25 protein-coding genes are annotated in these 25600 nt (G+C 56.4%); 4 read left to right on the forward strand and 21 right to left on the reverse strand.

The genetic code is table 11. From position 1 onward, the window contains the following. Positions 1-125 precede the first annotated feature (125 nt). The 3 genes from rpmB (at position 126) to BQ8011_RS07640 (ending at position 3482) form a co-directional block, all read left to right on the forward strand. Positions 126-317, forward strand: a complete 192-nt coding sequence (rpmB, locus tag BQ8011_RS07630; protein ID WP_019127135.1) for a 50S ribosomal protein L28 — start codon at positions 126-128, stop codon at positions 315-317. Between the two features lie 339 nt (positions 318-656). Next, on the forward strand, positions 657-2159 hold the full coding sequence (gene gtfA, locus BQ8011_RS07635; protein ID WP_072456094.1) for a sucrose phosphorylase: 1503 nt from the start codon (positions 657-659) through the stop codon (positions 2157-2159). Between the two features lie 21 nt (positions 2160-2180). Next, entirely contained in the window at positions 2181-3482 is a 1302-nt protein-coding gene (locus BQ8011_RS07640; RefSeq protein WP_072456096.1) for an MFS transporter, read from the forward strand. 98 nt (positions 3483-3580) lie between these two features. Here the strand turns inward: BQ8011_RS07640 and BQ8011_RS07645 are convergent, their stop codons facing one another. The 6 genes from BQ8011_RS07645 to BQ8011_RS07670 form a co-directional block, all read right to left on the reverse strand. After that, a complete protein-coding gene (locus BQ8011_RS07645) occupies positions 3581-4423 on the reverse strand; it encodes a TrmH family RNA methyltransferase (RefSeq protein ID WP_072456098.1) in 843 nt (280 codons plus the stop codon). 7 nt (positions 4424-4430) lie between these two features. Next, positions 4431-4811 (reverse strand): 50S ribosomal protein L20, encoded by a 381-nt coding sequence (rplT, locus tag BQ8011_RS07650; protein WP_034501599.1) that lies wholly within the window; start codon positions 4809-4811, stop codon positions 4431-4433. 29 nt (positions 4812-4840) lie between these two features. After that, on the reverse strand, positions 4841-5035 hold the full coding sequence (gene rpmI, locus BQ8011_RS07655) for a 50S ribosomal protein L35 (RefSeq protein WP_034501600.1): 195 nt from the start codon (positions 5033-5035) through the stop codon (positions 4841-4843). A 47-nt stretch (positions 5036-5082) separates the two neighbouring features. Further along, entirely contained in the window at positions 5083-5754 is a 672-nt protein-coding gene (gene infC, locus BQ8011_RS07660; RefSeq protein ID WP_072456100.1) for a translation initiation factor IF-3, read from the reverse strand. A 266-nt stretch (positions 5755-6020) separates the two neighbouring features. Then, complete coding sequence (locus BQ8011_RS07665; protein WP_034501602.1) at positions 6021-6779, reverse strand: SseB family protein; 759 nt, start codon at positions 6777-6779, stop codon at positions 6021-6023. Continuing rightward, positions 6779-7390, reverse strand: a complete 612-nt coding sequence (locus BQ8011_RS07670; RefSeq protein WP_072457745.1) for a hypothetical protein — start codon at positions 7388-7390, stop codon at positions 6779-6781. Before BQ8011_RS07670 ends, BQ8011_RS07665 begins: the two co-directional genes overlap by 1 nt. A 161-nt stretch (positions 7391-7551) precedes the next feature. Here BQ8011_RS07670 and BQ8011_RS07675 point away from each other — a divergent pair, with 161 nt between their 5' ends. Then, entirely contained in the window at positions 7552-7785 is a 234-nt protein-coding gene (locus tag BQ8011_RS07675) for an RNA-binding S4 domain-containing protein (protein ID WP_072456102.1), read from the forward strand. 76 nt (positions 7786-7861) lie between these two features. Here the strand turns inward: BQ8011_RS07675 and dnaE are convergent, their stop codons facing one another. From dnaE to BQ8011_RS07750, 15 genes are all read right to left on the reverse strand, one after another. Next, entirely contained in the window at positions 7862-11410 is a 3549-nt protein-coding gene (gene dnaE / locus BQ8011_RS07680) for a DNA polymerase III subunit alpha (RefSeq protein WP_072456104.1), read from the reverse strand. A gap of 56 nt (positions 11411-11466) precedes the next feature. Beyond that, a complete protein-coding gene (locus BQ8011_RS07685) occupies positions 11467-12381 on the reverse strand; it encodes an RluA family pseudouridine synthase (protein ID WP_072456106.1) in 915 nt (304 codons plus the stop codon). Beyond that, a complete protein-coding gene (gene lspA / locus BQ8011_RS07690) occupies positions 12374-12871 on the reverse strand; it encodes a signal peptidase II (RefSeq protein ID WP_231945297.1) in 498 nt (165 codons plus the stop codon). The genes BQ8011_RS07685 and lspA overlap by 8 nt, the downstream gene beginning before the upstream one ends. A 71-nt stretch (positions 12872-12942) precedes the next feature. Beyond that, positions 12943-13557, reverse strand: coding sequence for a DivIVA domain-containing protein (locus BQ8011_RS07695; protein WP_034501608.1), 615 nt, complete (start codon positions 13555-13557; stop codon positions 12943-12945). Between the two features lie 195 nt (positions 13558-13752). Next, positions 13753-14061: a YggT family protein gene (locus BQ8011_RS07700; RefSeq protein WP_072456108.1), complete on the reverse strand. Its 309-nt coding sequence runs from the start codon at positions 14059-14061 to the stop codon at positions 13753-13755. Positions 14062-14063: 2 nt separating this feature from the next. Next, the gene (locus tag BQ8011_RS07705) at positions 14064-14534 is read right to left on the reverse strand and encodes a cell division protein SepF (RefSeq protein WP_034501610.1); all 471 of its coding nucleotides are present in this window, start codon (positions 14532-14534) and stop codon (positions 14064-14066) included. Between the two features lie 59 nt (positions 14535-14593). Beyond that, positions 14594-15340, reverse strand: a complete 747-nt coding sequence (locus BQ8011_RS07710; protein WP_072456110.1) for a purine nucleoside phosphorylase YfiH/LACC1 family protein — start codon at positions 15338-15340, stop codon at positions 14594-14596. Beyond that, the gene (gene ftsZ, locus BQ8011_RS07715) at positions 15340-16581 is read right to left on the reverse strand and encodes a cell division protein FtsZ (RefSeq protein ID WP_072456112.1); all 1242 of its coding nucleotides are present in this window, start codon (positions 16579-16581) and stop codon (positions 15340-15342) included. Before ftsZ ends, BQ8011_RS07710 begins: the two co-directional genes overlap by 1 nt. Positions 16582-16717: 136 nt before the next feature. Beyond that, the gene (locus BQ8011_RS07720) at positions 16718-17845 is read right to left on the reverse strand and encodes a cell division protein FtsQ/DivIB (protein ID WP_072456114.1); all 1128 of its coding nucleotides are present in this window, start codon (positions 17843-17845) and stop codon (positions 16718-16720) included. Further along, the gene (gene murC / locus BQ8011_RS07725; protein WP_072456116.1) at positions 17842-19248 is read right to left on the reverse strand and encodes a UDP-N-acetylmuramate--L-alanine ligase; all 1407 of its coding nucleotides are present in this window, start codon (positions 19246-19248) and stop codon (positions 17842-17844) included. The genes BQ8011_RS07720 and murC overlap by 4 nt, the downstream gene beginning before the upstream one ends. Then, the gene (gene murG, locus BQ8011_RS07730) at positions 19245-20375 is read right to left on the reverse strand and encodes an undecaprenyldiphospho-muramoylpentapeptide beta-N-acetylglucosaminyltransferase (RefSeq protein ID WP_072456118.1); all 1131 of its coding nucleotides are present in this window, start codon (positions 20373-20375) and stop codon (positions 19245-19247) included. The genes murC and murG overlap by 4 nt, the downstream gene beginning before the upstream one ends. Then, positions 20372-21649 (reverse strand): FtsW/RodA/SpoVE family cell cycle protein, encoded by a 1278-nt coding sequence (locus BQ8011_RS07735; protein WP_034501616.1) that lies wholly within the window; start codon positions 21647-21649, stop codon positions 20372-20374. Before BQ8011_RS07735 ends, murG begins: the two co-directional genes overlap by 4 nt. Beyond that, positions 21646-23127, reverse strand: coding sequence for a UDP-N-acetylmuramoyl-L-alanine--D-glutamate ligase (gene murD, locus BQ8011_RS07740; protein WP_072456120.1), 1482 nt, complete (start codon positions 23125-23127; stop codon positions 21646-21648). Before murD ends, BQ8011_RS07735 begins: the two co-directional genes overlap by 4 nt. Beyond that, positions 23109-24194 (reverse strand): phospho-N-acetylmuramoyl-pentapeptide-transferase, encoded by a 1086-nt coding sequence (mraY, locus tag BQ8011_RS07745; protein WP_072456122.1) that lies wholly within the window; start codon positions 24192-24194, stop codon positions 23109-23111. The genes murD and mraY overlap by 19 nt, the downstream gene beginning before the upstream one ends. Continuing rightward, positions 24191-25585, reverse strand: a complete 1395-nt coding sequence (locus tag BQ8011_RS07750) for a UDP-N-acetylmuramoyl-tripeptide--D-alanyl-D-alanine ligase (protein ID WP_072456124.1) — start codon at positions 25583-25585, stop codon at positions 24191-24193. Before BQ8011_RS07750 ends, mraY begins: the two co-directional genes overlap by 4 nt. Positions 25586-25600 lie beyond the last annotated feature (15 nt).

The following is a 25600-nucleotide window of genomic DNA, read 5'->3' on the forward strand; positions in this document are numbered from 1 at the left end:
GACTTGGTTATTTGAGGCGAAATCAGATAAGGTGTCATAGTTGCCTGCGGTGACCTGTCACCAATGGCCTCTTGATCTTCAAGGTCAAGACAACTAATCGTGTAAGAAAAACCGAGGAGAACATCGTGGCTGCCGTTTGTGACGTGTGCGGTAAGGGACCCGGCTTCGGCAAGAGCGTGTCGCACTCGCACGTTCGTACCAACCGCCGGTGGAATCCGAACATTCAGCGCGTTCGCGCCCTGGTCGATGGGACGCCCAAGCGCCTGAACGTGTGCACCAAGTGCCTGAAGTCTGATCGAGTCGTTCGCGCTGCCTGATTCAGACTGAGATCGGCCGAGCTCGCTTTGCGAGTTCGGCCTTTTTCTTTACCTCTCCTACGACCGCCCCGCCTTTGGTCCCAGCCGCCATAGAATCAACCTGAGCAACCCCATTCCCTGAAAGTGCAGGTCAAAGACGGTTTGAGAGACAGAGGGACATTCTTCCCAGACGTTTTCCAGTAAATATGCATTTATTTGCTTGCTGCAGACCATGGACTCCACGAAGCATTTAGATAACGAGCCGCTATTCTAAAAGTGTTCACAGATGTTATATGTTTGGGAACACCATTTTGAGGGGGCATGTGCACTGATCGCACACCACCGGAATAGGGGGAAACCATGCAAAATAAGGTCCAGCTCATCACCTACGCCGACCGTTTCGGTGGTGACACGATTTCCTCGCTGACGGAAACACTGCGTCGGCATTTCTCGGGGGTATACGAAGGCGTTCACATTCTTCCCTTCTTCACCCCCTTCGATGGCGCCGATGCAGGATTTGACCCCGTCGATCACACCAAGGTTGATCCGAGGCTCGGATCTTGGGATGACGTTGCAGAACTGTCAAAGAGCCACGAAATCATGGTTGACACCATTGTCAATCACGTTTCCTGGGAATCAGAGCAGTTCCAAGACGTCATGAAGAACGGTGAAGACAGCCCCTTCGCCCCGATGTTCCTGACCTTGTCCAGCGTCTTCCCTGAAGGCGTGACCGAAGAAGAACTTGCTGGTATCTACCGTCCTCGTCCAGGTCTTCCCCTCACCCACTACACCTGGGGCAATAAGACACGACTGGTTTGGACGACTTTCACTCCACAGCAGGTTGACATCGATACCGATTCTGACCAGGGCTGGGGATACCTGATGTCAATCCTCGATCAACTCGGGGCAAGCCATGTTTCCTCAATCCGCCTCGACGCTGTCGGATACGGGGCGAAGGAAGCGCGTACATCCTGCTTCATGATTCCTAAGACCTTCAGGCTGATCGAACGGATCAAGGAAGAGGGCGCGAAGAGGGGCCTCGAAACACTTATCGAAGTCCACTCCTACTACAAGAAGCAAATCGACATTGCCAGCAAGGTCGATCGCGTCTACGATTTTGCCCTTCCTCCGCTCTTGCTCCACTCAATCTTCTCGGGCAGCGTCGATGCTCTTGAGCACTGGATCAACGTGCGTCCGAATAACGCCGTGACCGTTTTGGATACTCACGATGGAATCGGCGTCATCGACATTGGTTCAGACCAGCTGGATCGCTCCCTCAAAGGTCTGGTTCCCGATCCCGATGTTGATCGCCTCGTCGAAACGATCCACGCAAATACCCAAGGAGAATCTCGCGAAGCAACGGGGGCTGCGGCCTCGAATCTGGATCTCTACCAGGTCAATTCGACCTACTACTCGGCATTGGGCTGCAATGACCAGCATTACCTGGCAACTCGCGCGGTTCAGTTCTTCCTCCCGGGAATTCCCCAGGTCTACTACGTGGGTGCAATGGCCGGCGCCAATGACATGGAACTGCTCAAGCGCACCAATGTCGGGCGCGACATCAACCGCCACTACTACACGGCACAAGAGGTTGAAGAAAACCTCAAGCGTCCTGTCGTTCAGGCACTCAACGCTCTGTGCGCGTTCCGTAACACTCTTGCGGCCTTTGACGGAGACTTCTCCTACCAGCGAGATGGCGAAGTGCTGACGCTGGCGTGGGAAGGCGCCGGCACGAGTGCAAAGCTCACTTTCAATCCGGCCGCCCCGTCGGAAACCGGTTCTATTGCTTCGCTGTCGTGGACTGATGGCCAAGGCGAGCACACGACCGATGATCTTCTTGCCAATCCTCCCGTCGCTAACTAGTCATCCCCGAAGGAACTCATCATGGCTACAAGCACTCCTCAATCGAGGACAAAGCGAATCAAGCTCATTCGCTTGAGCATTGGTTTTACCTTGAGCGCGGTTGCCTGCGCGATCCCCTGGGTTGCCTTGACCTCCGTGATTTTACCGGCCGTTCTTGAGAACATTAACGCCGCTGGCAAAGAGTCGATGCTGGGTACGATCAACGCTGTTGGTTCCGTAGTCGCACTTCTTGCGAACGTTATTTTCGGTACTTTCTCTGATCTGACGCGTTCTCGCTTCGGTAAGCGCACTCCGTGGATCATTCTGGGCGGTTTGATTGCTGGTGGTGCAATGGCCCTGCTTGCACTGAACCAGAACTCCTTCCCGATGATCCTATTGCTGTGGTGCACCGCCCAGCTGGGATACAACGTCATGCTTGCTCCCTTTGTGGCAACAATGTCTGACCGCATCCCCGACGAGGTTCGAGGCACGATCTCGGGCTTCTACGGTGCAGGCATCGCCGCTGGACAGACCATTGGTAACCTTGTTGGCGCGCGCCTACTGAAAGTCGATAACGGGCTGACACACGGATGGCTCCTCGGTGCAGCCGTCTTCGCTGCTATCGGTATTGTCACCGTCATTATCTGGCCACGAGAAGGCGATAATCGGGGCGAATCTGATGAGAGCTTCTCAGCAAAGCGCATCCTCGAATCCTTCCGCCCGCCGAAGAACGCACCTGATTTCTACTACGCACTTGTTGGCCGCACCTTGATGATGGGCGGCTACTGGATGATCAACACCTACCTGCTCTACATTGCGCAGGATTACATCTTCGCTGGCCAGTCGAATGCAACCACGCTTGCAGCAGAGCTTATTGCCTCGATGGCACTGATCACTCTGGCTGTCTCACTGGTTGCAGCGCTGGGCGCTGGACCAATCACCGACCTCATCGGCCGCCGAAAACTCCCAGTTGCCCTGGCCAGTGTCATGTTCGCGATTGGCTCTGCAATGCCGCTGATCTTCCACTCTGCACTGGGTATGTACCTCTTTGCGGGAATCGCGGGCCTTGGCTACGGCGTGTACAACGCGATCGATCAGGCGCTCAATGTTTCGGTCCTTCCCAACCCCGACGAGGCCGGTAAGGACCTGGGAATTTTGAATCTGGCGAACACGCTATCGATGGTCGTTGGTTCTTTGATGACCTCTGCAATCGTCGTGATCGTCAAGAAGGTCACCAATACAACGACAACGCCAACCTCGGCCTACACGATCGTCTTCGTTGTTGCGATCGTTATCGTCTTGATTGCCGCATGGCTCATCATGCGAATCAAGAAGGTTAAGTAAGCCATAAACACAAATGCCCGGTGCGTCAGTTGCCTATTGAGCAACCGATGCGCCGGGCTTTTTATCGAGGCAGCAGCTGCTGAAGAACCCCTACTCCCCTACACGCGCGCGCTCTGCGACGCAAAGAGGCACATCGCAGCGGCGCTTGCAACGTTGAGGGACTCTGCCCGGCCGCTCATCGGAATCATCACCAGAGCATCGCATGCGGCCATTTCATCATCGCTCATTCCCTGTGCCTCGTTTCCGAAGACCCATGCATGGGTTTGAGCAAGCCAGCCGCGTCTTTCCCAGGCGGCATACGACATTAATGAGGTCAGGCTGTAGGCACCTTGCGCACCGGAAGTCCCGAGGATTGCAGCATTCATGCCGCGCAAAGTCTGGCAGGCCTCGCCAAAAGACGCAGCGGGGACGATGGGAAGATGGAAAACCGAGCCAGCAGAGGAGCGAATAACCTTTGGACTGGAAGAATCAACACTTCCCTTGACGCTGATAATTGCCCGAGCCCCCATCGCATCTGCGGTACGCATGATGGTGCCGACATTACCCGGGTCTCTCCCCTGAGCAATGACGACGAGGGTATCCCCACTTTGGATTTCGGGAAGGGACGTCTCAATTGCCTCTGTACGTGCAACTGCGCAAATTCCCTGGCTATCGCGGCTCAACGCTTCAGAGACCTCGTCACTGACTTCATGAACCCAGCGGCAGGCCTGCGTTGCCTCGGAAATAAGCTCGCTGTGTAGGCGCGCTGCAGATGCAGAGTAATACACGTCCTCAATGAAGGAGGAACGATGCCGGATTAGTTCACGAACTGCCTGCGGCCCCTCAACCAGAATTTTCCCGTGCTTGAAACGCGCCGAACGCCCGGCCAGAGCCGCGACTTTCTTCACGCGTTCAGCATGAGGATTATCGAGGATGGACGGGCGTTCAGAAAAGTTATTCACCGAAAGCTCAGGCCTTGGGGGCGTTCACGTCTGCCGGCAGAGCCTTCTTGGCGACCTCAACGAGAGCATTGAAGGTGGCAATGTCGTTGACGGCCAGTTCGGCCAGCATGCGGCGATCGACCTCAACGCCTGCCAGGTTCAGGCCCTGGATGAAACGGTTGTAGGTCATGCCCTGTGCGCGGGAAGCAGCGTTGATGCGCTGGATCCACAGGCGACGGAAATCGCCCTTCTTGGCCTTGCGGTCACGGTACGAGTACACGAATGAGTGCGTGACCTGTTCCTTGGCCTTGCGGTACATGCGCGAACGCTGGCCACGGTAGCCGGATGCCTGGTCAAGTACGGTGCGACGCTTCTTCTTGGCGTTAACAGAACGCTTAACACGTGCCATTTTCTAAATCTCCTTGTCGAAGGTGCGGGTCACTTGCCCAGCATGGAACGGACGCGCTTGACATCGGCGGTGGCCAGAACCTGATCGGTGGCCAGACGACGGGTCTTGCGGGAGGACTTGTGCTCGAGGAGGTGGCGTGCGCCTGCCTGCTCGCGCATGATCTTGCCCTTTCCGGTCAAGCGGAAACGCTTCTTTGCACCGGAATGCGTCTTATTCTTCGGCATTATTTTGATCCTTCTTCTTCCGGACGGGGGCTGAGCCCCTGCCTTCACTACTTCTGTGCATCAGCCTCTTGCGAGGCCGCACGAGCTTGGTCCTTACTGGCGCGTTCGGCGCGCTTACCGCGGCGTTCTTCACGCTCGGCTTCACGGCGCTTACGCTGCTCGTTCACCGCATCGGACTTGCGCTTCGTAGGCGCAAGAACCATGGTCATGTTGCGGCCATCTTGACGAGGCATAGATTCGACGGTGGCGAGTTCTCCCACTTCTTCAGCCAGACGCTGCAAGAGTCGGACGCCCGCTTCGGGTCGTGACTGCTCACGACCGCGGAACATGATCATGACCTTGACTTTGTCGCCGGCAGAAAGGAAACGCTCAACGTGTCCCTTCTTCACCGAGAAATCGTGGTCATCAATCTTCAGTCGGAAACGGATTTCCTTCAGCTGGGTGTTCGCCTGGTTACGGCGAGCATCACGGGCCTTCTGGGCCGCTTCGTACTTGTACTTTCCGTAGTCCATGAGTTTTGCAACCGGCGGCTTAGCGTCGGGTGCAACCTCGACCAGGTCGAGGCCCGCTTCTTCGGCAAGACGCAGTGCGTCTTCCACGCGGACAACACCAACCTGTTCTCCTCCGGGTCCCACGAGACGTACCTCGGGAACTCGAATCCGCTCATTGATGCGAGGCTCGCTAATGAGTGGCTCCTTCCACAGTCGTATCCGTGACACGAAAAATGCCTCCGTGCCACTGTGCGCACGAAGGCTTATCCCGGCAACAACATCCGTCCGGATGCTACCGTTTAACCCGATCCCCTGGCTCTACGTGGGCAACCCGGTCACCCGGGCGGGAATCAAGGTGGGAGAAACTCCGCTTGCACGATCGGGGCGAAATCCCCGATTGGTCGAAACAATCTTAGCAAAAGATTCCATTCAACGCGAAGGCCCTCCATAAGCCACAGCGATGGAATCTCTCACATGCTCGCCCTGTGATGCCCCTATCCGGCTAGTGTCCCCCAGCGCGGAACCCACTGAATATCATCAGCAACGGCTCTCAGACGCTTATTCGAATTCAGAACGTCGATCGTGTGCAAGACTCTTTCGCGCAACTGCGCACGATCCGCTTCTTCCACTGCTTGCGGATCAATGACGAGGCTGACCCTACATACACCCATTCCCGCATACTCGACGCTCAGATCAATAATCGATGAGCATTCATCCTGTGCCTGCCGGAAAAGAAGGTCCCGTAGTTCCTGATCTTTCCATGCTGGGAGCCAATGATCTCCCTGAGCAAGCGCGCTCGTTGCACTGCGAGGGATGAGAATATCGCGGCTGCTAGGATCCACGATAACCTTGCCTGCGCTCTCAACTAATGCAGCCAATGCGAGGCGGCGAAAGCTCAGCGCCATGGGACGAGCATTCGGGTCATACGCGCCCAGTGACTGCGCGGAGGTAAAGGCAGCAATCGCTGGCCCTGCCACCGTTTCAACGCGAAGAAATCCGACGGGATCATGTCCGGCCTCCCCCGCGTGAATCCCTGTCACCCGAGGATCTTCTTCAACGCGGATCGGGACAATTACGCGTTCGTTTTCGAAGGCATGAACCAGTGCCTCAAGCTGAGACGCACTACCGTCTTCACCGCTTTGAAGAGCCCGCGCGGTTGCTTCCAAGAGCTGACCAGAATCCTCACGGTTGTGAGAAGCCATCGCTAAGCGCTGAGCCAAACGGTTCTTCTGCGCCTCTCCGATATCCACCATCAACGCTTCCTGAACCACATGAAACGGCCTCGTTTGCCGCCTTTACCATCGGCTTGAATCGAATCGGGATAGTCTTCGGGAACCGTACGCCCAAGAAGTAAATCCTCGGTTGCCTGAGGCATTGCTCCAAGCAAAAGCCCCGCTGGAATATCGTCTTCACTATGGCCATTGACGTAGCGTTGAGCGGTAATTTGCCCCGAGACTCCCGGTTCGATTCCATCGCCCTCAACGAGCCAGGACATGATCGCAACTGCTCCATACTTCGAAAGTCGCGAGATCACAGAAGCAACCTTGTCGACCTCGGCGGGCATCGCTCGACGCCCAGTGAGCAGGACGTTCAGTTCGTCTTCTTGCGTCGTCTGGGTCTGCACGCGAAGCCAAACTCCCGTCCACGGTTTCAGACGGACCACGGCCTCGTGAATTCCGGAAAGGGCAAGAAGGGAATGCAAGGCCTCAGCGGAAGGAATCGGCGCGAGGATCAATGCGACGGAGAGCTTTCCCCCCTCAAGGTGAAGAGCCTCATCAACGGGAGTATCAAGATCATCAGTGGCTGGGTTCTGGCTGGCCGCCGCATCTTCCGGCATACCGCCCGCGTCCAAATCGGTTTCCATGCCTGCGACTAGATCGCGAAATTGTGCATCGAGATCCCGATTCTGGTCTTCAGACACAGGGCCCTCCCACTTCGTGTTGATTACTTGGCCTATCGTATCGCGTGCGCGGCGCGTGTGATAATACGAAGCAAAGAGAAGACTTTGGAAACGTAGGAGTCTATATGTCATCGGTCCCCACAATCGAGGTTCGCGGGGCTATCCGCCTTGGACAGTTCCTGAAACTTTCTGGCCTTGTTGAAGATGGGGCCGAGGCACGCGAACTCATCCAAAGTGGTGATGTGTGCGTCAATGGCGAGGTAGAGACTAGGCGCGGACATGCCCTTGAGGATGGAGAACTCGTCGAGCTTCACACTGCCATGGGGACCTACGCGGCGCGCGTGAGCGTCGTCGATTAAGCGACGAGGCCACCGGCCACCACGCAAAGATGCCGCACTCCCCCATTGGCGGCGTTTTCTACCGGGTTTCGTACGATCAGTGCGAGGTCAGCACGCCATCTGCTCCGACAACCGCCTTCACGTGGCTAAAGAAGGGGCCTGATTGCGTCACTCGAAGTGAAGAGTCCAGCTCAACGATGGTGACGCGTCCGGGTTCACGCAGGTGTAGTCGCACGGGTGACGACCCGGGGAAAGTCTCTAGGACTTCCTTGAGTTCACGCAAAAGCTCAGGTGTGCAGCGCGATGCTGCCAGTTCCAGGTCAAGGGGAACATTACCGTCCTCGCGCAATTCCAGAATATTCATGGACTGCCCGTAGATCGATACCTGTTCGTCACGCGTATTGACGCGTCCCTCAATCTGAACAACCAAGTCGGGAGCAAGGAAAGTCTGGACAGTTTCATAGGCGCGGGGGAAGAAGAGTACTTCCACTGAACCGCTCAGGTCTTCAATCGTTGCAATTGCCCAAGGATTGCCCTGCTTCGTGACCTTTGTTTGGACCGCGGAAACCAATCCCGCGATCTTCACCGTTCGGTCGACCATGGATTCTTCCCCACCGACGATCTGCGCAATTTCGACGTCTTGGTGTCTCTCCAGCGCGCCTTCGAGGCCTCGCAGCGGGTGGTCTGAAACGTACAATCCCAGCATCTCACGTTCTTCGGCGAGCTTTTGGCGGCGGTCGAATTCAGGCAGATTCGGGATTTCGATGGCCAGTGAAGAACCCGGCTCATCTCCCATCCCCATGCCGCCGAAAAGATCAAACTGCCCGATTGCCTCGTTGCGCTTGAGGTCGATCACTGCATCCACGGCCTCGTCGCAGCGGGCGAGAAGCGAACGGCGGGTGTAGCCAAGCGAGTCGAAAGCTCCCGCACGAATCAAGGACTGAATGGTGCGCTTATTACACACAACCTGGGGAACCTTGTCGAGGAAGTCTTGGAAGTTGGTGAACTTTCCCTTTTCCTTTCGGGTCTCCACGATGGCATCAACGACGTTGGCTCCAACGTTTTGGATAGCGTTCAAACCGAAACGAATATTCTGCCCATCAGGAGCAAAGGTTCCCATCGAATGATTGACATCCGGAGGAAGCACCGTGATGCCCATGTGACGGCATTCCGCCAAATAGAGAGCACGACGGTCCTTGTTGTCCTTCGTTGAGGTCAGCAGGGCTGCCATGTATTCGGTCGGATAATTCGCTTTCAGGTAAGCAGTCCAGTAGGACACCAAACCGTATGCCGCAGAGTGTGCCTTGTTAAAAGCGTAGGCAGAGAAAGGAACAACGACGTCCCACAGAGCTTGAATCGATTCCTCGGAGTACCCGTTATCGATCATTCCTTGGCGGAAGCCCTTGAACTGTTGGTCCAGAACTTCCTTCTTCTTCTTACCCATGGCCTTACGCAGAATATCTGCCTGGCCCAGAGAGTAGCCTGCCAGCTTCTGGGCAATCTGCATGACCTGTTCCTGGTAGACGATCAGACCGAAAGTCGTTCCAAGAATGTCTTCGAGTGGCTCCGCAAGCTCGGGGTGAATAGGGGTGATCTCTTGACGCCCGTTCTTACGCAGCGCGTAATTCGTATGGGAATTCGCGCCCATGGGCCCCGGGCGATACAGCGCACCGACAGCCGAGATATCTTCGAAGTTGTCGGGTTTCATGAGCTTGAGAAGATCGCGCATACCACCGCCATCAAGCTGGAAAACACCCAGAGTGTCTCCGCGTCCCAATAGCTCGTAGGTTGCCGGGTCATCCAGCGCCACATGGTCTAGATCTGGATCTTCTTTCCCATTGAGCTTGATGTTCTCCAAAGCATCTGAGATGACAGTGAGGTTTCTCAGGCCCAAGAAGTCCATCTTGAGCAGGCCGAGCCCTTCACAGGTCGGATAGTCAAACTGCGTAATGATTGCGCCGTCTTGCGGACGTTTCATGATCGGGATGATGTCCGTCAGCGTATGCGAAGACATAATGACAGCACAGGCGTGCACACCCCACTGACGCGTCAGTCCTTCAAGGCCCAGGGCATATTGGACGACCTCGTGAATATCCGGGTTCTCTTCGTAATACTTACGGAACTCCGCCGCCTCGGCGTAGCGCTTGTCATTCTCGTCGAAGATGCCCGCAACAGAAATGTCCTTGCCCATGACCGATGGCGGCAGGGCCTTCGTCAGCTGCTCCCCCACTTTGAAGTCACGCCCCAAAATACGCGCGGAGTCCTTCAAAGCCTGCTTCGTCTTGATTCGACCGTAGGTAACGACCTGAGAAATACGGTCTTCGCCGTACTTTTGCTTGACGTACTCGATGACTTCATCGCGACGACGTTCGTCAAAGTCAACGTCGAAGTCGGGCATCGAAATACGTTCGGGGTTCAAGAAGCGTTCGAAGATGAGCCCGTGGTTGAGGGGGTTGAGCTCCGTGATCTTCATCGCGTAGGCGACCATGGATCCTGCACCGGAACCACGGCCCGGCCCCACGCGGATTCCTTGGCTCTTCGCCCAGTTGATGTAGTCCGCAACCGTCAGGAAGTAACCGGGGAACCCCATCTTGATGATGACGTCTTCCTCGTATTCAGCTTGCTTACGCACAGCATCCGGAATTCCCTTCGGGAATCGCTCCTGAAGTCCCTTTTCAACTTCCTTGATGAACCACGAGGTCTTGTCTTCCCCTTCGGGCACCGGGAAGTCAGGCATATACGAGGCGCCTTCCGCGGTGGTACGGAAGTGAACCTCGCATCTTTCGGCAATCTCAAGCGTCGAATCACAGGCTTGGGGCAGCTCTTTCCAGATCGAGCGCATTTCTTCGGAGGGACGGATGTAGTAGCCATCGCCGTCAAATTTGAAGCGATCAGGGTCAGAGATTCGCGACCCCGAGTTAATACACAAGAGCGCGTCTTGGATCCCGCGGTCTTCTTTCTTCACATAGTGCGCATCGTTGGTCGCTACCAGCGGAGCATCCATGAGCTTGGCTAGTTCGAGGAGCTGCTTTTGGGTACGGCGTTCAAACTCAATCCCGTGATCCATGACTTCGACGTAGAAGTTCTCGGGTCCGAAAATATCGCGTAGTTCCGCGGCCTCCGCCACGGCCTCGTCCCATTGCCCCAAACGCATGCGGGTCTGCACAGCTCCGGAGGGGCAGCCGGTGAAGACAATCAATCCTTTGTGGAAGCGCTCGAGGAGTTCTTTATCTGCGCGCGGCCACTTACCGAATTGTCCGTCTACCGAGGCATAGGATCCCAAGCGGAAAAGATTGTGCATTCCCTCGGTTGAGTAGGCGATCAACGTGAGGTGATTGTAGGACCCCGAGGCCGATACGTCGTCCGAGCGCTGCCAGGGCTCACCCCAGGTGACTTTTTGGCGATCAAAACGAGAGGTCCCGGGGGTCACATAGGCTTCGAGTCCGATGATGGGCTTAATGCCGGCTTTCGTTGCTGCGTCGTAGAACTCATAGGCACCAAAGAGGTATCCGTGGTCGGTCAGACCAATTGCGGGCTGCCCCAAACGTACGGCTTCTGCCACCATCGGTTTGATTCGCGCAGCTCCATCGAGCATCGAGTATTCCGAGTGATTGTGCAGGTGCACGAACGAGTCCACAGGTGCCATGTTTCCAGTCTAGTGTTTCTCTTCAGGCCGTACTGATTGAATCGAGAGTTCAAGCCTTAGGCTTCACGCAAAGTATCAAGAGCTCTTTGAAGGTCATCCGGGTAAGGCGCGCGGACCGTTACGGGAAGTTGAGTGCGCGGATGGGTGAAGCCGAGTTCAACGGCATGAAGCCATTGGCGTTCCAAGCCAAGTTCTTCCGCCTTCGTCGGATCCGCCCCGTAAAAAACATCTCCGACGCAAGGATGCCCGACAGCCGCCATGTGAACACGAATCTGATGGGTACGTCCGGTTTCCAAGTGGACTTCGAGCAGGGCCGCCCCCGCCATCAACTCGAGGGTGTCATAGTGCGTGACTGCGTGTTTCCCCCCGTCGATCACGGCCATCCGCCACTCACGTGAAGGATGGCGGCCAATGGGAGCATCGATCGTTCCCGAGGCCGGATCGGGATGCCCGGCAACGACCGCGTGGTAGATCTTTCGGACTGTGCGCTCTTTGAATGCGCGCTTCATGACCGAGTAGGCGAGTTCCGATTTAGCCACCATCATCGCACCTGAGGTTCCCACATCGAGTCGGTGAACGATTCCCTGACGTTCAACAGGACCGTGTGTCGTGATGCGATATCCCGCTGCTGCAAGGTTGCCTACAACGGTCGGGCCCGTCCAGCCGGGACCAGAATGAGCAGCAACCCCGACGGGTTTATTCACAACGACGATGTCATCGTCGTCATAGAGAATATCCATGCCAACAACGGGAGTTACGGGAACTTCCGGATCTGGGATGGTGATTTCGAGGAGGTCATTTTCGCCGAGCTTGAGCGACTTCGAGGCTGGATTCCCATTGACTCGAATATGTCCTTCAAGGATCAGGTCACTGCATCGCGAGCGTGAGAGTCCAAGAATTCGCGAAAGAGCTGCGTCAATACGCTCTCCCACGAGAGCGTCAGGAACAGGCATGAGGCGGGTTTCAGGCATGATCAGTGAGCGCGCTACGTTTGGGTCCGACAAAGCTACCGATAAAGAGAAGGATGACAGCGCAGACAATCCAAATATCGGCAACGTTCCCGATGAACCAGTTCCCGTAACCAATGAAATCAACAACGTGTCCGTTACCCCAGCCTGGGTTTTGGATAAATCGATCGATGAGGTTACCCGCTGCCCCGCCCAGGAGAAGAGCGCAACCGAAGGCAAGGAAGCGCGAGCGAACGCGGGGAAGATACATGATGATTGCAGTAACGACGACGCAGGCAATGCATGTGAAGATGATCGTCGTGTGAGATCCCAGTGAAAACGCAGCGCCCGGATTGGCGGTCAGTTCAAGGCGGAGAAAAGATCCCAGAAGCGGACGAACAGTGCCGTCTCCTAGATTCTTCTGTGCCCAAAACTTCGAGGCTTGATCGAGTGCGATTGCAAGGATTGCAATGACGTATGCCCAGATGAGTATCGCGCGGTTATTTTTCTTCACATAAAGATTATGACGGTGACGCCGCTCAGGCGCCACCGTCATAGAGAAGATAACGGATGTCTAAAAGACAATCAGTTCTGCGTACCGGCGTTTACTTCCTTGAGCAGGCCCTCGAGGTGGTCACGCAGGTTCGCACGGTATTCGGCTTCGAAGGAACGAAGCTCGTTGATCTTTCCTTCGAGCAGCGAACGCTCCTGATCCAGCTGGGAGAGGATGTTCTGGTGCTGGTTCTGAGCATCAGCGATGATCTCATCGCGCTTAGCGTTGGCGTCAGCAATGATTCGGTCGGACTCTTCGCGACCATCGCGCACGTATTCGTCGTGGACGCGCTGAGCCAAAGCGAGCATCGAGGTTGCAGACTCTGCGCTCTCCGGGGTCGCGGGAGCGACAGGAGCGGCAACAACAGTCTCGGTGACAGACGCTGCGGGGGCAGGTGCCTCTTCGACGACGGGTTCGGGTTCTTCGGGTGCCGTGAAGGTGGTGGCTTGGCCGTTCGACAGCTCGGCTACGCGACGTTCAGCTGCTTCGAGCTCTTCGCGCAGGTTCTGATTCTCAGCCTGGAGGGTGTAGATCGTGGAGACGACTTCATCAAGGAAATCGTCGACCTCGACCTGGTCGTATCCTTCACGGAACTTAACGATGTTGAAGGTTTTGTTCAAAACATCTTCGGTTGTGAGCAGAGCCATTTGTTTACCTCTCGGTACTTGTTACGTGATGTAAGTGCACTCACACCACCGGATCACCGATGAGGATGACCCGAACTACACACTGGAATAATAGCGGAACTAGCGTCACAATAACACCAATTTCCCCATATTTCACTTATTACTCGGGTGACACGCAAGCGCGACGGGATCGAGAGCGCGCGTCAGCTGCACAGATCAAACACCGAAGCTCCGAATGAAAACACCAAGGTTTTCACACAGGATCGTCACCAAGAAGACGATCAGGAAGGCCGTGTCGATGGCGACATTTCCTCCCAAACGAACCGGTGGGATCATCTTGCGCAGAAATTTTAGCGGAGGGTCCGTGAAAAAGTAGATCACATTTGCGAGCAGCAGAATGATTCCCCGTGGGCGCCATAACGGCGAGAGGATGCGGATCCAGTCAAAGATCATGCGTGCGATCAGCACGAGCATGTAAAGACCGGCAAGAAGAGCAATCGCTCCTCCCAACCACAGGAATACCATTGTCAGCGCCCGAAGAGTGCGGTAGCCGAACGATTGGAGCCGGTGACGTCGCCAGTAACTTCGACGCTGTGAGGTGACAGGAGGAAGACGCGATCGGTCACGCGCTCAAAAACACCCTGGAGTCCGTAGGTCAGACCGACAGCGAAATCAATGAAGCGCTGCGCATCCTTATCGGAAACCTCCGAGAGGTTCATAATCACCGGAATGCCGTCACGGTAGGGTTCAGCAATGGCGGGAGCATCGTTGTAGTTCAGCGGGCGAACTGTCACGATCCGAGAAAGATCGGCCTGCTGAGAGCTACGACGCTCCTCGCGGTGGATCGGAGTGACATTCGATGCGGGAGTGGGCGTAATGTGAGCCACCTCTGTCTCCTCAAACTCTTCGGGAAGGAAGTCCAAAGTGCTCTCATCGACCTCTTCCGGGGTGTACCAACCCATGAATTGGCGTGCTTTCGCTCCGAAGCCTGACATCATGCTCTCCTTGAAATAATGGGACCTGTGCACAAGGTAATGCCCCGGAGCATCGCTTCAGCTTAAGAGTGTCGGCATGTCGCAATTACCGACGCAAAACGCCCACATTCGGGGGAACGACGGTAGGAATGGTAAGCCGGGTTCTCGAGCGTACACTCGCCCACCCAAGACGCGCTAATTCCACGTTCGCGGGCCCACTGCAAGGCAGCACCCGGCAAATCTAAGGCCTCGGTGCCCCATGATGTTTGCGAGGCAATGGCGGAGCAGCTGGCAGCGCTCTCTTCTCTCATCTGCGGCGAAACTTCATAGCACTTACCGCAGATACACGGTCCAATGAGCATAGAGATTTCTTCATTTTGCACGCCGCAGCAACGAAAAGCATCAAGGGCATGCGACAAGATTCCATGAAGGAAGCCGACCCGACCAGCGTGAACCGCACCGATGACTCCCTGGCGCGAACTCAACAATACCGGCATGCAATCTGCTGTCATTACCGCAAGGGCTGGCGGGGTTTCCCATTGACGAGAATCGACGACGATTCCGTCAGACTCGATAGGACCCCACTCCCCCATGCGCCCAGAGTCATAAGAAGAGATCTTCGCAGGATCAAGAATCTCAACAGTGGCCGAGTGAGTCTGGTTCATCCAAACGATTGGTGCCCCGATCTGAGTAAAAAGTCCGAAACGCCGTTCTTCAACAAGCCGAGGGTCATCGGGAACATGCGCGCCATAGTTGTCCCGGTATGGGTCGGTGCCCGCGCCAACTTCAGTGAAGAAGACGCGGGCACCGGGCAGGTCAGTATGCTTCATCAGCGCAGGAAGTCCGGAATGTCCAAGACATCCGAATGCTGTTCCTCTTCGAAGACGCGAGGAACTTCGAGGGAAGAAGGAACTTCCTTCGATCCGTCTTCTTCGGTCGGACGCGCGATCGGAATCTGGTTGGTACGAGTCGGCAGTTCCGGATCTGCGCGGTGTGCAGCGGTATGAGTCGAGGCAACCTCACCGAGGCGGCGCTGCGGTGCTGGCTGCTGTTCGCTCTTTTCCGGGCGAGCCTGGACGGGGCGAGGCGCGATGACGGGCTCGCTGACCGGACCCGCCTGCGTCGCAACCTCATCAAAGCCTGCAGCGATAACTGTCACGCGGATCTCGTCGCCCAGCGAATCGTCGATAACCGAACCGAAGATGATATTCGCCTCGGGGTGCGCGGCCTCGCGAACAAGGAGCGAGGACTGGTAGATCTCCTGCAGACCAAGGTCGGAACCGCCCTGGAAGAACATGAGGACGCCGTGCGCGCCATCGATCGAGGCCTCGAGAAGGGGCGAAGAAATTGCGGACTCAACCGCGCGCAGAGCGCGATCTTCACCGGTTGCAGAGCCGATCCCCATGAGGGCAGAACCGGCATCCTTCATCACGGACTTCACATCGTTGAAGTCAACGTTGATCAGACCAGGAGTCGTGATCAGTTCGGTGATGCCCTGGACACCTGAAAGGAGGACTTGGTCAGCAGCGCGGAAAGCTTCAAGAACCGAAATATTCGCGTCAGAAATCTGCAGGAGGCGATCGTTGGGGATCACGATGAGGGTGTCGACTTCTTCGCGCAGCTTTTCCACACCTGCATCCGCCTGAGAGGCACGGCGATTTCCTTCGAAGGAGAAGGGACGAGTGACGACACCGACGGTCAGTGCACCCGCGGTGCGCGCAATCTTTGCAACGACGGGGGCAGCGCCGGTACCGGTACCGCCGCCTTCACCCGCGGTCACGAAGACCATGTCTGCACCCTCGAGGGCTTCGGTGATTTCGTCAATGTGGTCTTCGGCGGCCTGGCGACCGACTGCGGGATCTGCGCCGGCGCCGAGGCCGTGCGTGAGATCGCGACCGATATCAAGCTTGGTTTCTGCATCGGACATGAGCAGAGCCTGCGCGTCCGTGTTCACGGCGATAAATTCAACGCCCTTCAAGCCCACTTCAATCATTCGATTGACGGCGTTCACACCGCCACCACCGACTCCGACGACCTTAATAACCGCCAGATGATTCTGCGGTGCGACCATAACCCTGCCCTCTTTCTGCGCACCAACCTTAAACCTCAAGTGGAAGGTTGATGTTTGACCTGCTTTTAGACGGAAAGACGGTAGGGGTAGGACACCTCTTCTTCAAGGTCATTTGTGGGCGTGTCGCTTCTCGAACTTAAGAAGTGACAGGATGCACGGGAGAAGACACGTCGTAGGTGCGCGCCTGACGCTGCGAAATCAAAACCTGAGCCACTTTCGCTTTCAGATCATTCTCGCTAGCGACTCCCCAATTTAAGGTCCGCGAGTTCGACAATGTCATCGATACGGTCTGACCGTCATGAGTGATCATCGTGATTTGAGAACGCAATTCGTCTCCCATTGCTGCCCAAATTGCAGCAACCTCACCGGCAGCGCGTGAGCGCTCGTCTCCATCAGGCAGCGTGGTCGGTGCCATTCCTTCGGGCATGGAAGGAGAGGAGGACAAACTCACGCCTTGATCGTCAACCAAGGACCAAGCGTTCCCCTCTTTTACCGCAAGAACCGCCTGACGCGGGCGCACAGTAACCCTTAGGCCTCGAGGCCACGTGCGCTCAACCTGAGCCTCGCGAACTAAGCGCACTCCACCAACAGCGGCGCTCACTTTTGAGGTCGAAAGGCGTGGGAGCGGAGTAGAAGCAAAAGGCTCAACAGCAGCTTGTACCTCAGAGGTTGTGGCGCTATCGTCTCCCAAGCCTTCGATCGACACTTTGGACATGTCCAGCGCGAATAGAGGAGAAAAGAAGATCCCCCACACGAGTACAATAGCCACGACACACGCCGCAGATACCGTCGCGATCCGAGTGAGCACTAGTCGACGCTGCGCTAACTGACGTTCTTTTCGGCGCTCGCTCAAGTCTGCAGTCGCGCTCTCTTCACTCGAGCCTAAAACTGTCGCAGCATCCGACTGACCGATAGGACGGCGAAGAAGGTCGCCACTGGTTGGACGAGCTGCTGCTTCGCGTCGCGAACGACGCAACTCACGATTGCGTTCACGCCTCGCCGCGCGCTCATCACGCGCTTCGCTCCCCCGACGAATCCGCGAAGCACGTGCGCCCGTTGAAAAATGATCCTCGCGTTCGCTTCCACTTTCTTCCCCCCGTATCGAGGCCGAAGCGGTGCGCGAGTTATCCTCCACCGAGGCCTGCGGGGCCTCGACCTCCTCAGCTGCGCCTCGGCGATCGTCTTCGGGGGCGGATTCTGGGGCGCTCGCTGGTTCTTGAGGAGGAAAGGCGCGGCTGCGACGAGGACGAGGGGGTTGTTTCACTGAGCGCTCCCCGCGCCGTCGTGTTCCCATTCATCGAGCACATCCTGATCGCATTGGGTAATCGATCCGGCACCCATGGTCAGGAGAATCCCACCTTCGCTGACCTCGCGAGCAGCCAAACGAGCGGCCTCATGCATGTCAGGGACGTAGCGTGCCTTCGGCAGGTGCGAAGTGATGAGAGTCGAGTCAACGCCCGGAACGGGGTCTTCACGTGCTCCGTAGATATCACAGACATAGACGTGATCAGCATGCGAAAGCGCATCAGCAAAACGCTCCGCGAAAGACTGGGTCCGCGAATACAAGTGAGGCTGGAAGACAACGCTTACTTCCCCATTCCCGGCTGCACTGCGGGCTTGGGTAATGGCTGCTGCGACCTCAGTGGGATGATGCGCATAGTCATCGTAAAGCCGACGTCCGCCGTTTTCCCCCTTGAATTCAAAACGACGAGAAGTCCCGCTGAAAGCAGTGAGCGAGGAAGCCATGAGATGCCCCTCGATACCCAAACGAACGCCAGAAATCCACGCGGCCACAGCATTCACAATGTTGTGCAGCCCAGGGACGCGCAGGTTAATCTCGACCGTTTCTGTGTTCCACAAAACTTGAGCCGATGCGATGTGTCCATCGGTTGTCGCGTCTTTGATGACGACATCGCAGGGCGCACCAAGTTCAGGGCTTTCCTGTCCTTCACGCCCGTAGGTCACGGTATCAATACCGCGTCCTTTCGCGTAACGAGCAAGGCGAGCACTCCCCGCGTCCTCACCGCAGCACACAAGCGTTCCGCCCTCACGAAGACACCCAACGAAGTCAACGAAAACTTGTTCAAAGGCCTCGCGACTTCCATAGCGGTCCAAGTGATCGGGCTCGACATTGGTAACGATTTCGATCCACGGCGTGTAGTTCAGGAAAGAGCCGTCGGATTCATCGGCCTCGGCAACGAAAATATCTCCACTGCCCAAGTGAGCTCCCGAACCAAGTTCAGGGATGACAGACCCAACCGCAATCGAAGGATCAGCGCCCGCCTGACGCAGGGCCATTGAGAGCATTCCCGAGGTCGTCGTTTTTCCATGAGCGCCTGCAACCGCAACGAAACGCATTCCGCTAGCGGCCAGAGCAAGAGCTTGAGATCGATGGATAACCCTCAGCCCTTCTTTGCGGGCATAAGCAAGTTCTGGATTTGTCTCTCGCACAGCGGTTGAAACGACAACAACGCTATCTGCGGGAACATGCGAAGCATCGTGGCCGACGAAAACCTTCACACCCACGCTTCGTAGGTGGTCCAAGACCGGTGAATCCTTTTGATCGGATCCCGAGACCTCAAGGCCTCGATCTTTCAAAAGCTCTGCGACGACTGACATTCCAGCGCCGCCGATACCGATCAGGTGGAAGCGATGTGAGGTACTCACTTTTCAGCCTTCTTCCCATGAAGAGTCGATTCGATCAGGTCGGCAAGTTTAAGCGCGCCATCGGGTTGAGCCAGAGCTCGCGACGCCTGCGCCATCTGCTGCAATTCTGCGCTTCCGAGCAGGGGGAAGATCTTCTCACAAACGTAGTGGGCATTCAGATCCGAGTCCGCCACGAGAAGAGCACCACCGTGAGCAACGTGGTCAGCGGCATTAAGCTTCTGCTCTCCATTACCGATAGGAAGCGGAACATACACACACGGCAATCCCAGCGCGGTCATCTCGGCGACAGTGCCTGCTCCTGAACGGCAGACAACAAGGTCAGCGACAGCTAGCGCGTCTTCCATTGTTGAGAGGTAATCAATCACGTGCCAGCGTTGTGCAACGCCAGCTGCAGACACCGCCTGAGAAACTTCCTGATCCTTGCCCTTCCCAGTCAAGTGAAGTACTTGCACGTTTGGCGGAAGCTGCGCGGCCGCGGCAATCATCGCACGATTAACGTTAAGAGCGCCGAGAGATCCTCCGGTGATGAGGAGAGTCTCCATCTTCGGATCAATTCCCAGCCTCGAGGCCGCCTGCTCGCGTGCAGCGAGGCGTCCTTCCTCACTGGAGCGAGTAGCAGCCAGCTCCTGGATGGCAGGGCGAAGCGGCAAGCCCGTCACTTCCGTAATTCCCTGCTTGGCAACCAGCGGTGTCGAGGGGAAAGTCAGTCCCAAAGCCGAGGCCCAGCGAGCACCCACGCGATTAGCCAAACCCGGCCGCGCATTTTGCTCGTGGATGATGATCGGAATGCCCATTTTACGGGCGGCAAGATAAGCAGGCGTGGACACATATCCGCCAAAACCAACAAGTGCCTGCGCTCCCTGGAGGACCGAGCGACACTGAGCAATGGCTTGCTTCATGCGACGCGGCAATGAGAAGAACTGCAGGGAAGGCTTCCGGGGAAGCGGAACGCGTTCAATTGTCACAAGTTCGATGCCCGCTGCCGGAACAAGGGTCGTTTCCAAGCCCTGTTTCGTTCCAAGCGCGACAACCTCGTACCCGCGTGAACGCAGTTCAAGGGCCGTTGCGAGCAGGGGGTTCACATGCCCCGCTGTTCCACCGCCAGCAAGAACGATCTTCTCACTCATCGTGTTCCTTCCGTCGAGCGTTGACGTTTCTTTCCGGGATGACGACGCCGCGACGAGACGCGGGGGTCACGCAAACTCGAGAATTTCAGGCCCATTGTCATCCCTGCATTCTCGCGTGCGCAGGCAGCAACGACGGCAATCGCAGAGACCGTAAAGAGATATGAGGATCCGCCATATGAAACAAGGGGAAGAGGAACACCAATAACGGGCCCCATCCCTGTCACAGAAGCGATATTAATGAAGGCCTGGATCCCAATCCACGTCGCAACGCCACCGGTGATGATGGCGGCGAAGAATGAGTTCGTGGTGCGAATGAGCCGAAGCATTCCCCAAATCATCAGGCACAGGCACGTAATAACGGTGAGGGACCCCAAAAGGCCAAACTCTTCGCCGATAATCGCCAAGATAAAGTCTGTGTGCGCGGCCTGGAGGTAATTCCATTTCTCGCGCGATGCCCCCGGTCCAAGACCGGTTAGGCCGCCCGATCCCAATGCCCACAGCGCGTGGTCAATCTGTTCGGGAGCAGACAGGTTCCGTGCGGGACGATTCCACGGCATGACCGCAGCAATACGCTTCAAACGCGTTGGGTTTTGGAAGACAAGGAATACTCCCAAAGGAATCACAGCTGCTGCGATGGTGAGGAACCACCGCTTGGGCAATCCTGCAACCCACACTGCTCCGGCAGCTCCCGCTGCCATGACCATTGCGGTTCCCATGTCCTTGCCCAGCATGACGTCAACAAGAGCGAGAAATGCAGTGCCGCCCACCGTGACCGCCATTTGCTTCCAGTCTTGGCGCCTTGCGCCTTCTCGAGTCAGTACCCTTCCAAGGGCGATGATCAGAGCAAGCTTGAGGAACTCAGATGGCTGGAATGTTCCCAGCCCTGGGAGAGACACCCAGTTGGTATTGCCGCCTTGAGAAGCAGCCAATGGAGTCAAGACAAGGCCTTGAAAACCGAGTGCGATCAGGAAAACCAGAGGTGCCGCTCGGTACCACAGCGATGAGGGAATACGTTGAATGATGATCGCTGCGACTAAGAATGAGATTCCGGTAATTGCGAGCTGACGAGCGAAGGTACTGTATGGGCTACCACCTTGGGAGATCGTCGTAACTGCTGATGCAGAAAAGCCCATGACCAAGCCGAATAGCGTCAAAATCAGTGCAGGTAGAGCAATGAGATAGTAGGTCGCTACAGGCGAGTAGACCTTATCTTCCTCATTTCGCCGTGCAAATTCGAAGCGAGGAATGTGGAGACGCTCAAGAAGAGAGGTCATTGCGCAGCCCAATGAGCTTCAAGGCGCGCAACTGCCTCGCGGAAAACCTCCCCGCGCTGGGCGTAAGAACGGAATTGATCCCACGACGCGCAGGCCGGTGCAAGCACAACAGTATCTCCGGGGCGCGAGAGAGCAACGGCCTCGTTCACAACGGAGAACATCCAGTCTTCGTGTCCGTCAACTTCAACAAAGGGAACTGTCGGCGCATATTGCGCGAGCGCACGAAGAATCGCGCTGCGGTCTTCCCCAATGACAACGACTCCGCGCAGCTGAGGGGCAATTTTTGCGACTAGCTCGCCGAATTCTTGGCCCTTCGTATCTCCCCCGGCAATCCAGATAGCTGTTCCTGGAGCAATTCCACGCAGCGAGGCCGCAGCAGCATGAGCATTTGTTGCCTTGGAATCATCAATCCACGTAACGTCCGCGGCGTGAGAGATCACCGCACGTCGATGATCGGCAGGATGGAAGTCACGCAGACCCTGTGCAACTGCCTCCGGGTTCACTCCATAAGCTCGAGCGAGGCCCGCGGCGGCAGTGGCATCCATGCGCGCAGCATCGGTAACCCCATCGTGATAAGCAATGCGCAGGTCATCAACTTCGGCGAGGAATTGCGCCTGCATATGGCGCCTCTCCACGAAAGCGCGTTCAACCAGCGCGTCTTCAACCCATCCAACTTGAGAAATCGACGGAATTCCGAGGGTCAGACCAATAGCTCGAGCACCTTCAATGACGTCTGCCTCGGCAACCATGTGCTCGATCTCGATATCAGAAGAGGGATAGAAGCAGGCAACTTGCGTTGCGTGGTAAACCTTAGCTTTGTCCGCTGCGTAGGCTTCTGCACTACCGTGCCAATCAAGGTGATCAGCGTCGACATTGAGGCAGACCGAGGCCAAAGGAGAAACCGTAGAAACCGTGTGCAACTGGAAGGAGGAAAGCTCGACGGCGAAAACCTCCGCGTCGGTATCAACGGCCTCGCAAATCGGCAAACCAATGTTGCCAACTTCAGCGACACTAGCTCCGGAGGCACGCAAAATAGATCCCAGCATTCCAACGGTCGTAGTCTTGCCGTTCGTCCCCGTCACGCACAGCCATGGCCGTCCCGCATGAGACGAATCTTCTTGTAGTCGCCACGCAAGTTCAACTTCACCGATGACGGGGATACCTGCATCTTGAGAGGCAGAAAAAATCGGGTGGTGTGCGGGAATTCCTGGCGAGACAACAATACAGTCAGGGTTCCATGCAATTGCCTCGCATGAGAGGGCATGAGCATCCGCGTCGTAAACAACCTCAACATCAGCGAGTTCGTCTGGCGGAGCGGGAGCCTGTGCTTTGCCTTGCGAGGAGGTATCGGGGCTACGCCCGTCAAACGCACGCAGCTGCGCACCACGTGCACGCAGCGCGCGAGCAGATGCCTTTCCTGATACTCCCCACCCTAGGATTGCGAAGCGGCCCTGCCAATTCACAGTCGAGACACCCATTCTGCATAGAACAAACCGGCACCCATTACCGCAAAGAGCGCGGCAATGAGCCAGAAACGAATAACGATCGTGATTTCTTTCCAGCCCTTGAGCTCAAAGTGATGGTGCAAAGGAGCCATACGGAAGACTCGTTTGTGGGTCATCTTAAAGACGCTGATCTGGATAACGTCGGAGAGCGTTGTCAGAACATAGAGGCCGCCGATCAGTACGGCGAGGAACTCGGTGTCGGTCAGAATCGACACTCCGGCGAGCGCCGCACCAATTGCTTGCGAGCCGGTATCTCCCATGAAGATTTGAGCAGGAGACGCATTCCACCACAAGAACCCGGCAAGAGCACCAACCAAGGAAGAGCAGAAGATTGCGATCGAAAGCGGATCGCGTGTGGTGTAGCAAGCGGAAATATTGACCGTATCGCCCCAACAGGATTGGAGCAGCTGGAAATAAGAGATGAAGGTGTAGGAGACGAAAACAAAGATCCCCGCACCAGCAGCAAGGCCATCCAAGCCGTCTGTCAGGTTCACTGCGTTCGACCACGCTGCGACGATAAAGTTCACCCAGATGACGATGAGAACCACGGCGGCGAGGATCCCCCATTGCGTGAAGGTCAATCCCAGGGGGCGCGCCATTGAGATATCGAAGATTCCAGGAGTACGACGATGAACATTCGGCCTGACCAAGATTCCCCACGTGAAGAGTGAGGCAATCGCAACCTGGCCAACGATCTTTGCCCATGCATGCAGCCCCAGAGAGCGTTGGTGCATGATCTTGAGCGCATCATCAAGAAGGCCGATGAACCCGATACCAACAAAAAGGAAGACAAGAAGCCACCCCGACCAAGAAGGCGAATGGCCATTAATCAGGTTTCCAGCCAGCCACGCGATGACCGTCGCCAAGATAATAACCAGGCCACCCATTGTGGGGGTCCCGCGCTTTGTCATGTGCGCGGTCGGTCCGTCTTGGCGGATAAATTGCCCGTATTGGTGCCGGATCAGATAGTGGATCAGGACCGGGGTGAGGGAAATTGAAAGGACTAAAGCAACTGCAAAGGCAATAATGAGCCCAATCATAAAGTGCCCTCCTCCACTAGGCGATCGGCAACTTTCCATGCACCGGAGCCGTTGGATCCCTTAATGAACACGACGGCATTGTCTTCCAGTATGCCGCGCAGAGCGTCGATTACCTCGTCAACATTCCGGAAGCGACGATGAGTGTGGTCCTCGCCTCGCTCACTGAAGTAGAACTGCGATTCTTCACCGAGGGCAAGCACGCAGCGCGCACCTGCGTCTTCAAAGAAGCGCGCAACTTCGCGATGCGTTTCTTCCGATGCTTCGCCAAGTTCAAGAATTCCACCGGCGACAATGACCAGGGGGCGTCCTGCTGCCAGATCCGCAGCAGCACGGCATCCCGCTCGGAAGGAATCCAAGTTCGCGTTGTAGGAATCGTCGATGAGAGTGATGTGGCGACCGTCAAACTCGAGTTCGTGAATGCTCATGCGATGAGGACTCGAGGCTGCTTGGCCGTTAACGGCGGCGCACGCCTTTTCCGGTGCGATACCCAAAACCCATGCACCCGCGATTGCCGCACAAGCATTTGAGACGTGATGGATACCGACCAAGCCAAGATGCATCGGGAAAGTCAAGCCGTCGAGATGAAGATTAAAGACAGCCCTCCCCTGCTCATCAAGGTGAAGGTCTTCAGCCCACAGGTCAGCCTCTGTATTTCCAGCGGCAGAGAAGGTGATGATACGCCCCGGAGCCTGTGGAGCCATCTCCATCACATGCGGGTCATCGCGATTGAGAATGCTCACCCCAGAAGGAACGAGGCCTCGAATCAATTCTGCTTTTGCATCGCGAACGCCCTCAACAGAACCAAAGCCGCCCAAGTGCGCGTGTCCCACCATGAGCTCAATGGCTGCGTCAGGGGGCGCGATACGTGTGAGGTAATCAATGTGACCGGGCCCCGATGCTCCCATTTCGAGGACTAGGTGACGCGTCGATTCATCGGCACGCAAAACTGTCAGGGGAAGACCGACCTCGTTATTGAAAGACAATTGCGGAGCAACGGTTGGTGCATCCTCGCTCATGATCGCGGCGAGAAGATCCTTTGTCGTCGTTTTGCCAGCCGAACCCGTCACTGCGATCACGTCCAGTTGCTGCGATTGACGCAGTTCACTGAGATAGGCGCGAGCGAGTTCTCCCAAGGCGAAGGTTGAGTCTGAAACAACGATTTGGGGAAGCGGCGAATCACAGACATGTTCAACGATTGCTGCCACTGCACCACGTGCAGCCGCCGCTTCGAGATACTGGTGCCCATCGCTTGTCTCACCGCGGCGTGCAACGAAAAGAGAACCCGGAGTGATTTCTCGAGAATCCGTTTCAACTGTCGCGGTCACTTCGACATCGGTGCCGTGGAGCTGTGCGCCCAATGCTTGAGCGATCCACTTGCTGGACCTATGCATGCTTCTCCTTAGGGT

Source organism: Actinomyces marseillensis, from assembly GCF_900155605.1.
Lineage (GTDB): Bacteria > Actinomycetota > Actinomycetes > Actinomycetales > Actinomycetaceae > Pauljensenia > Pauljensenia marseillensis.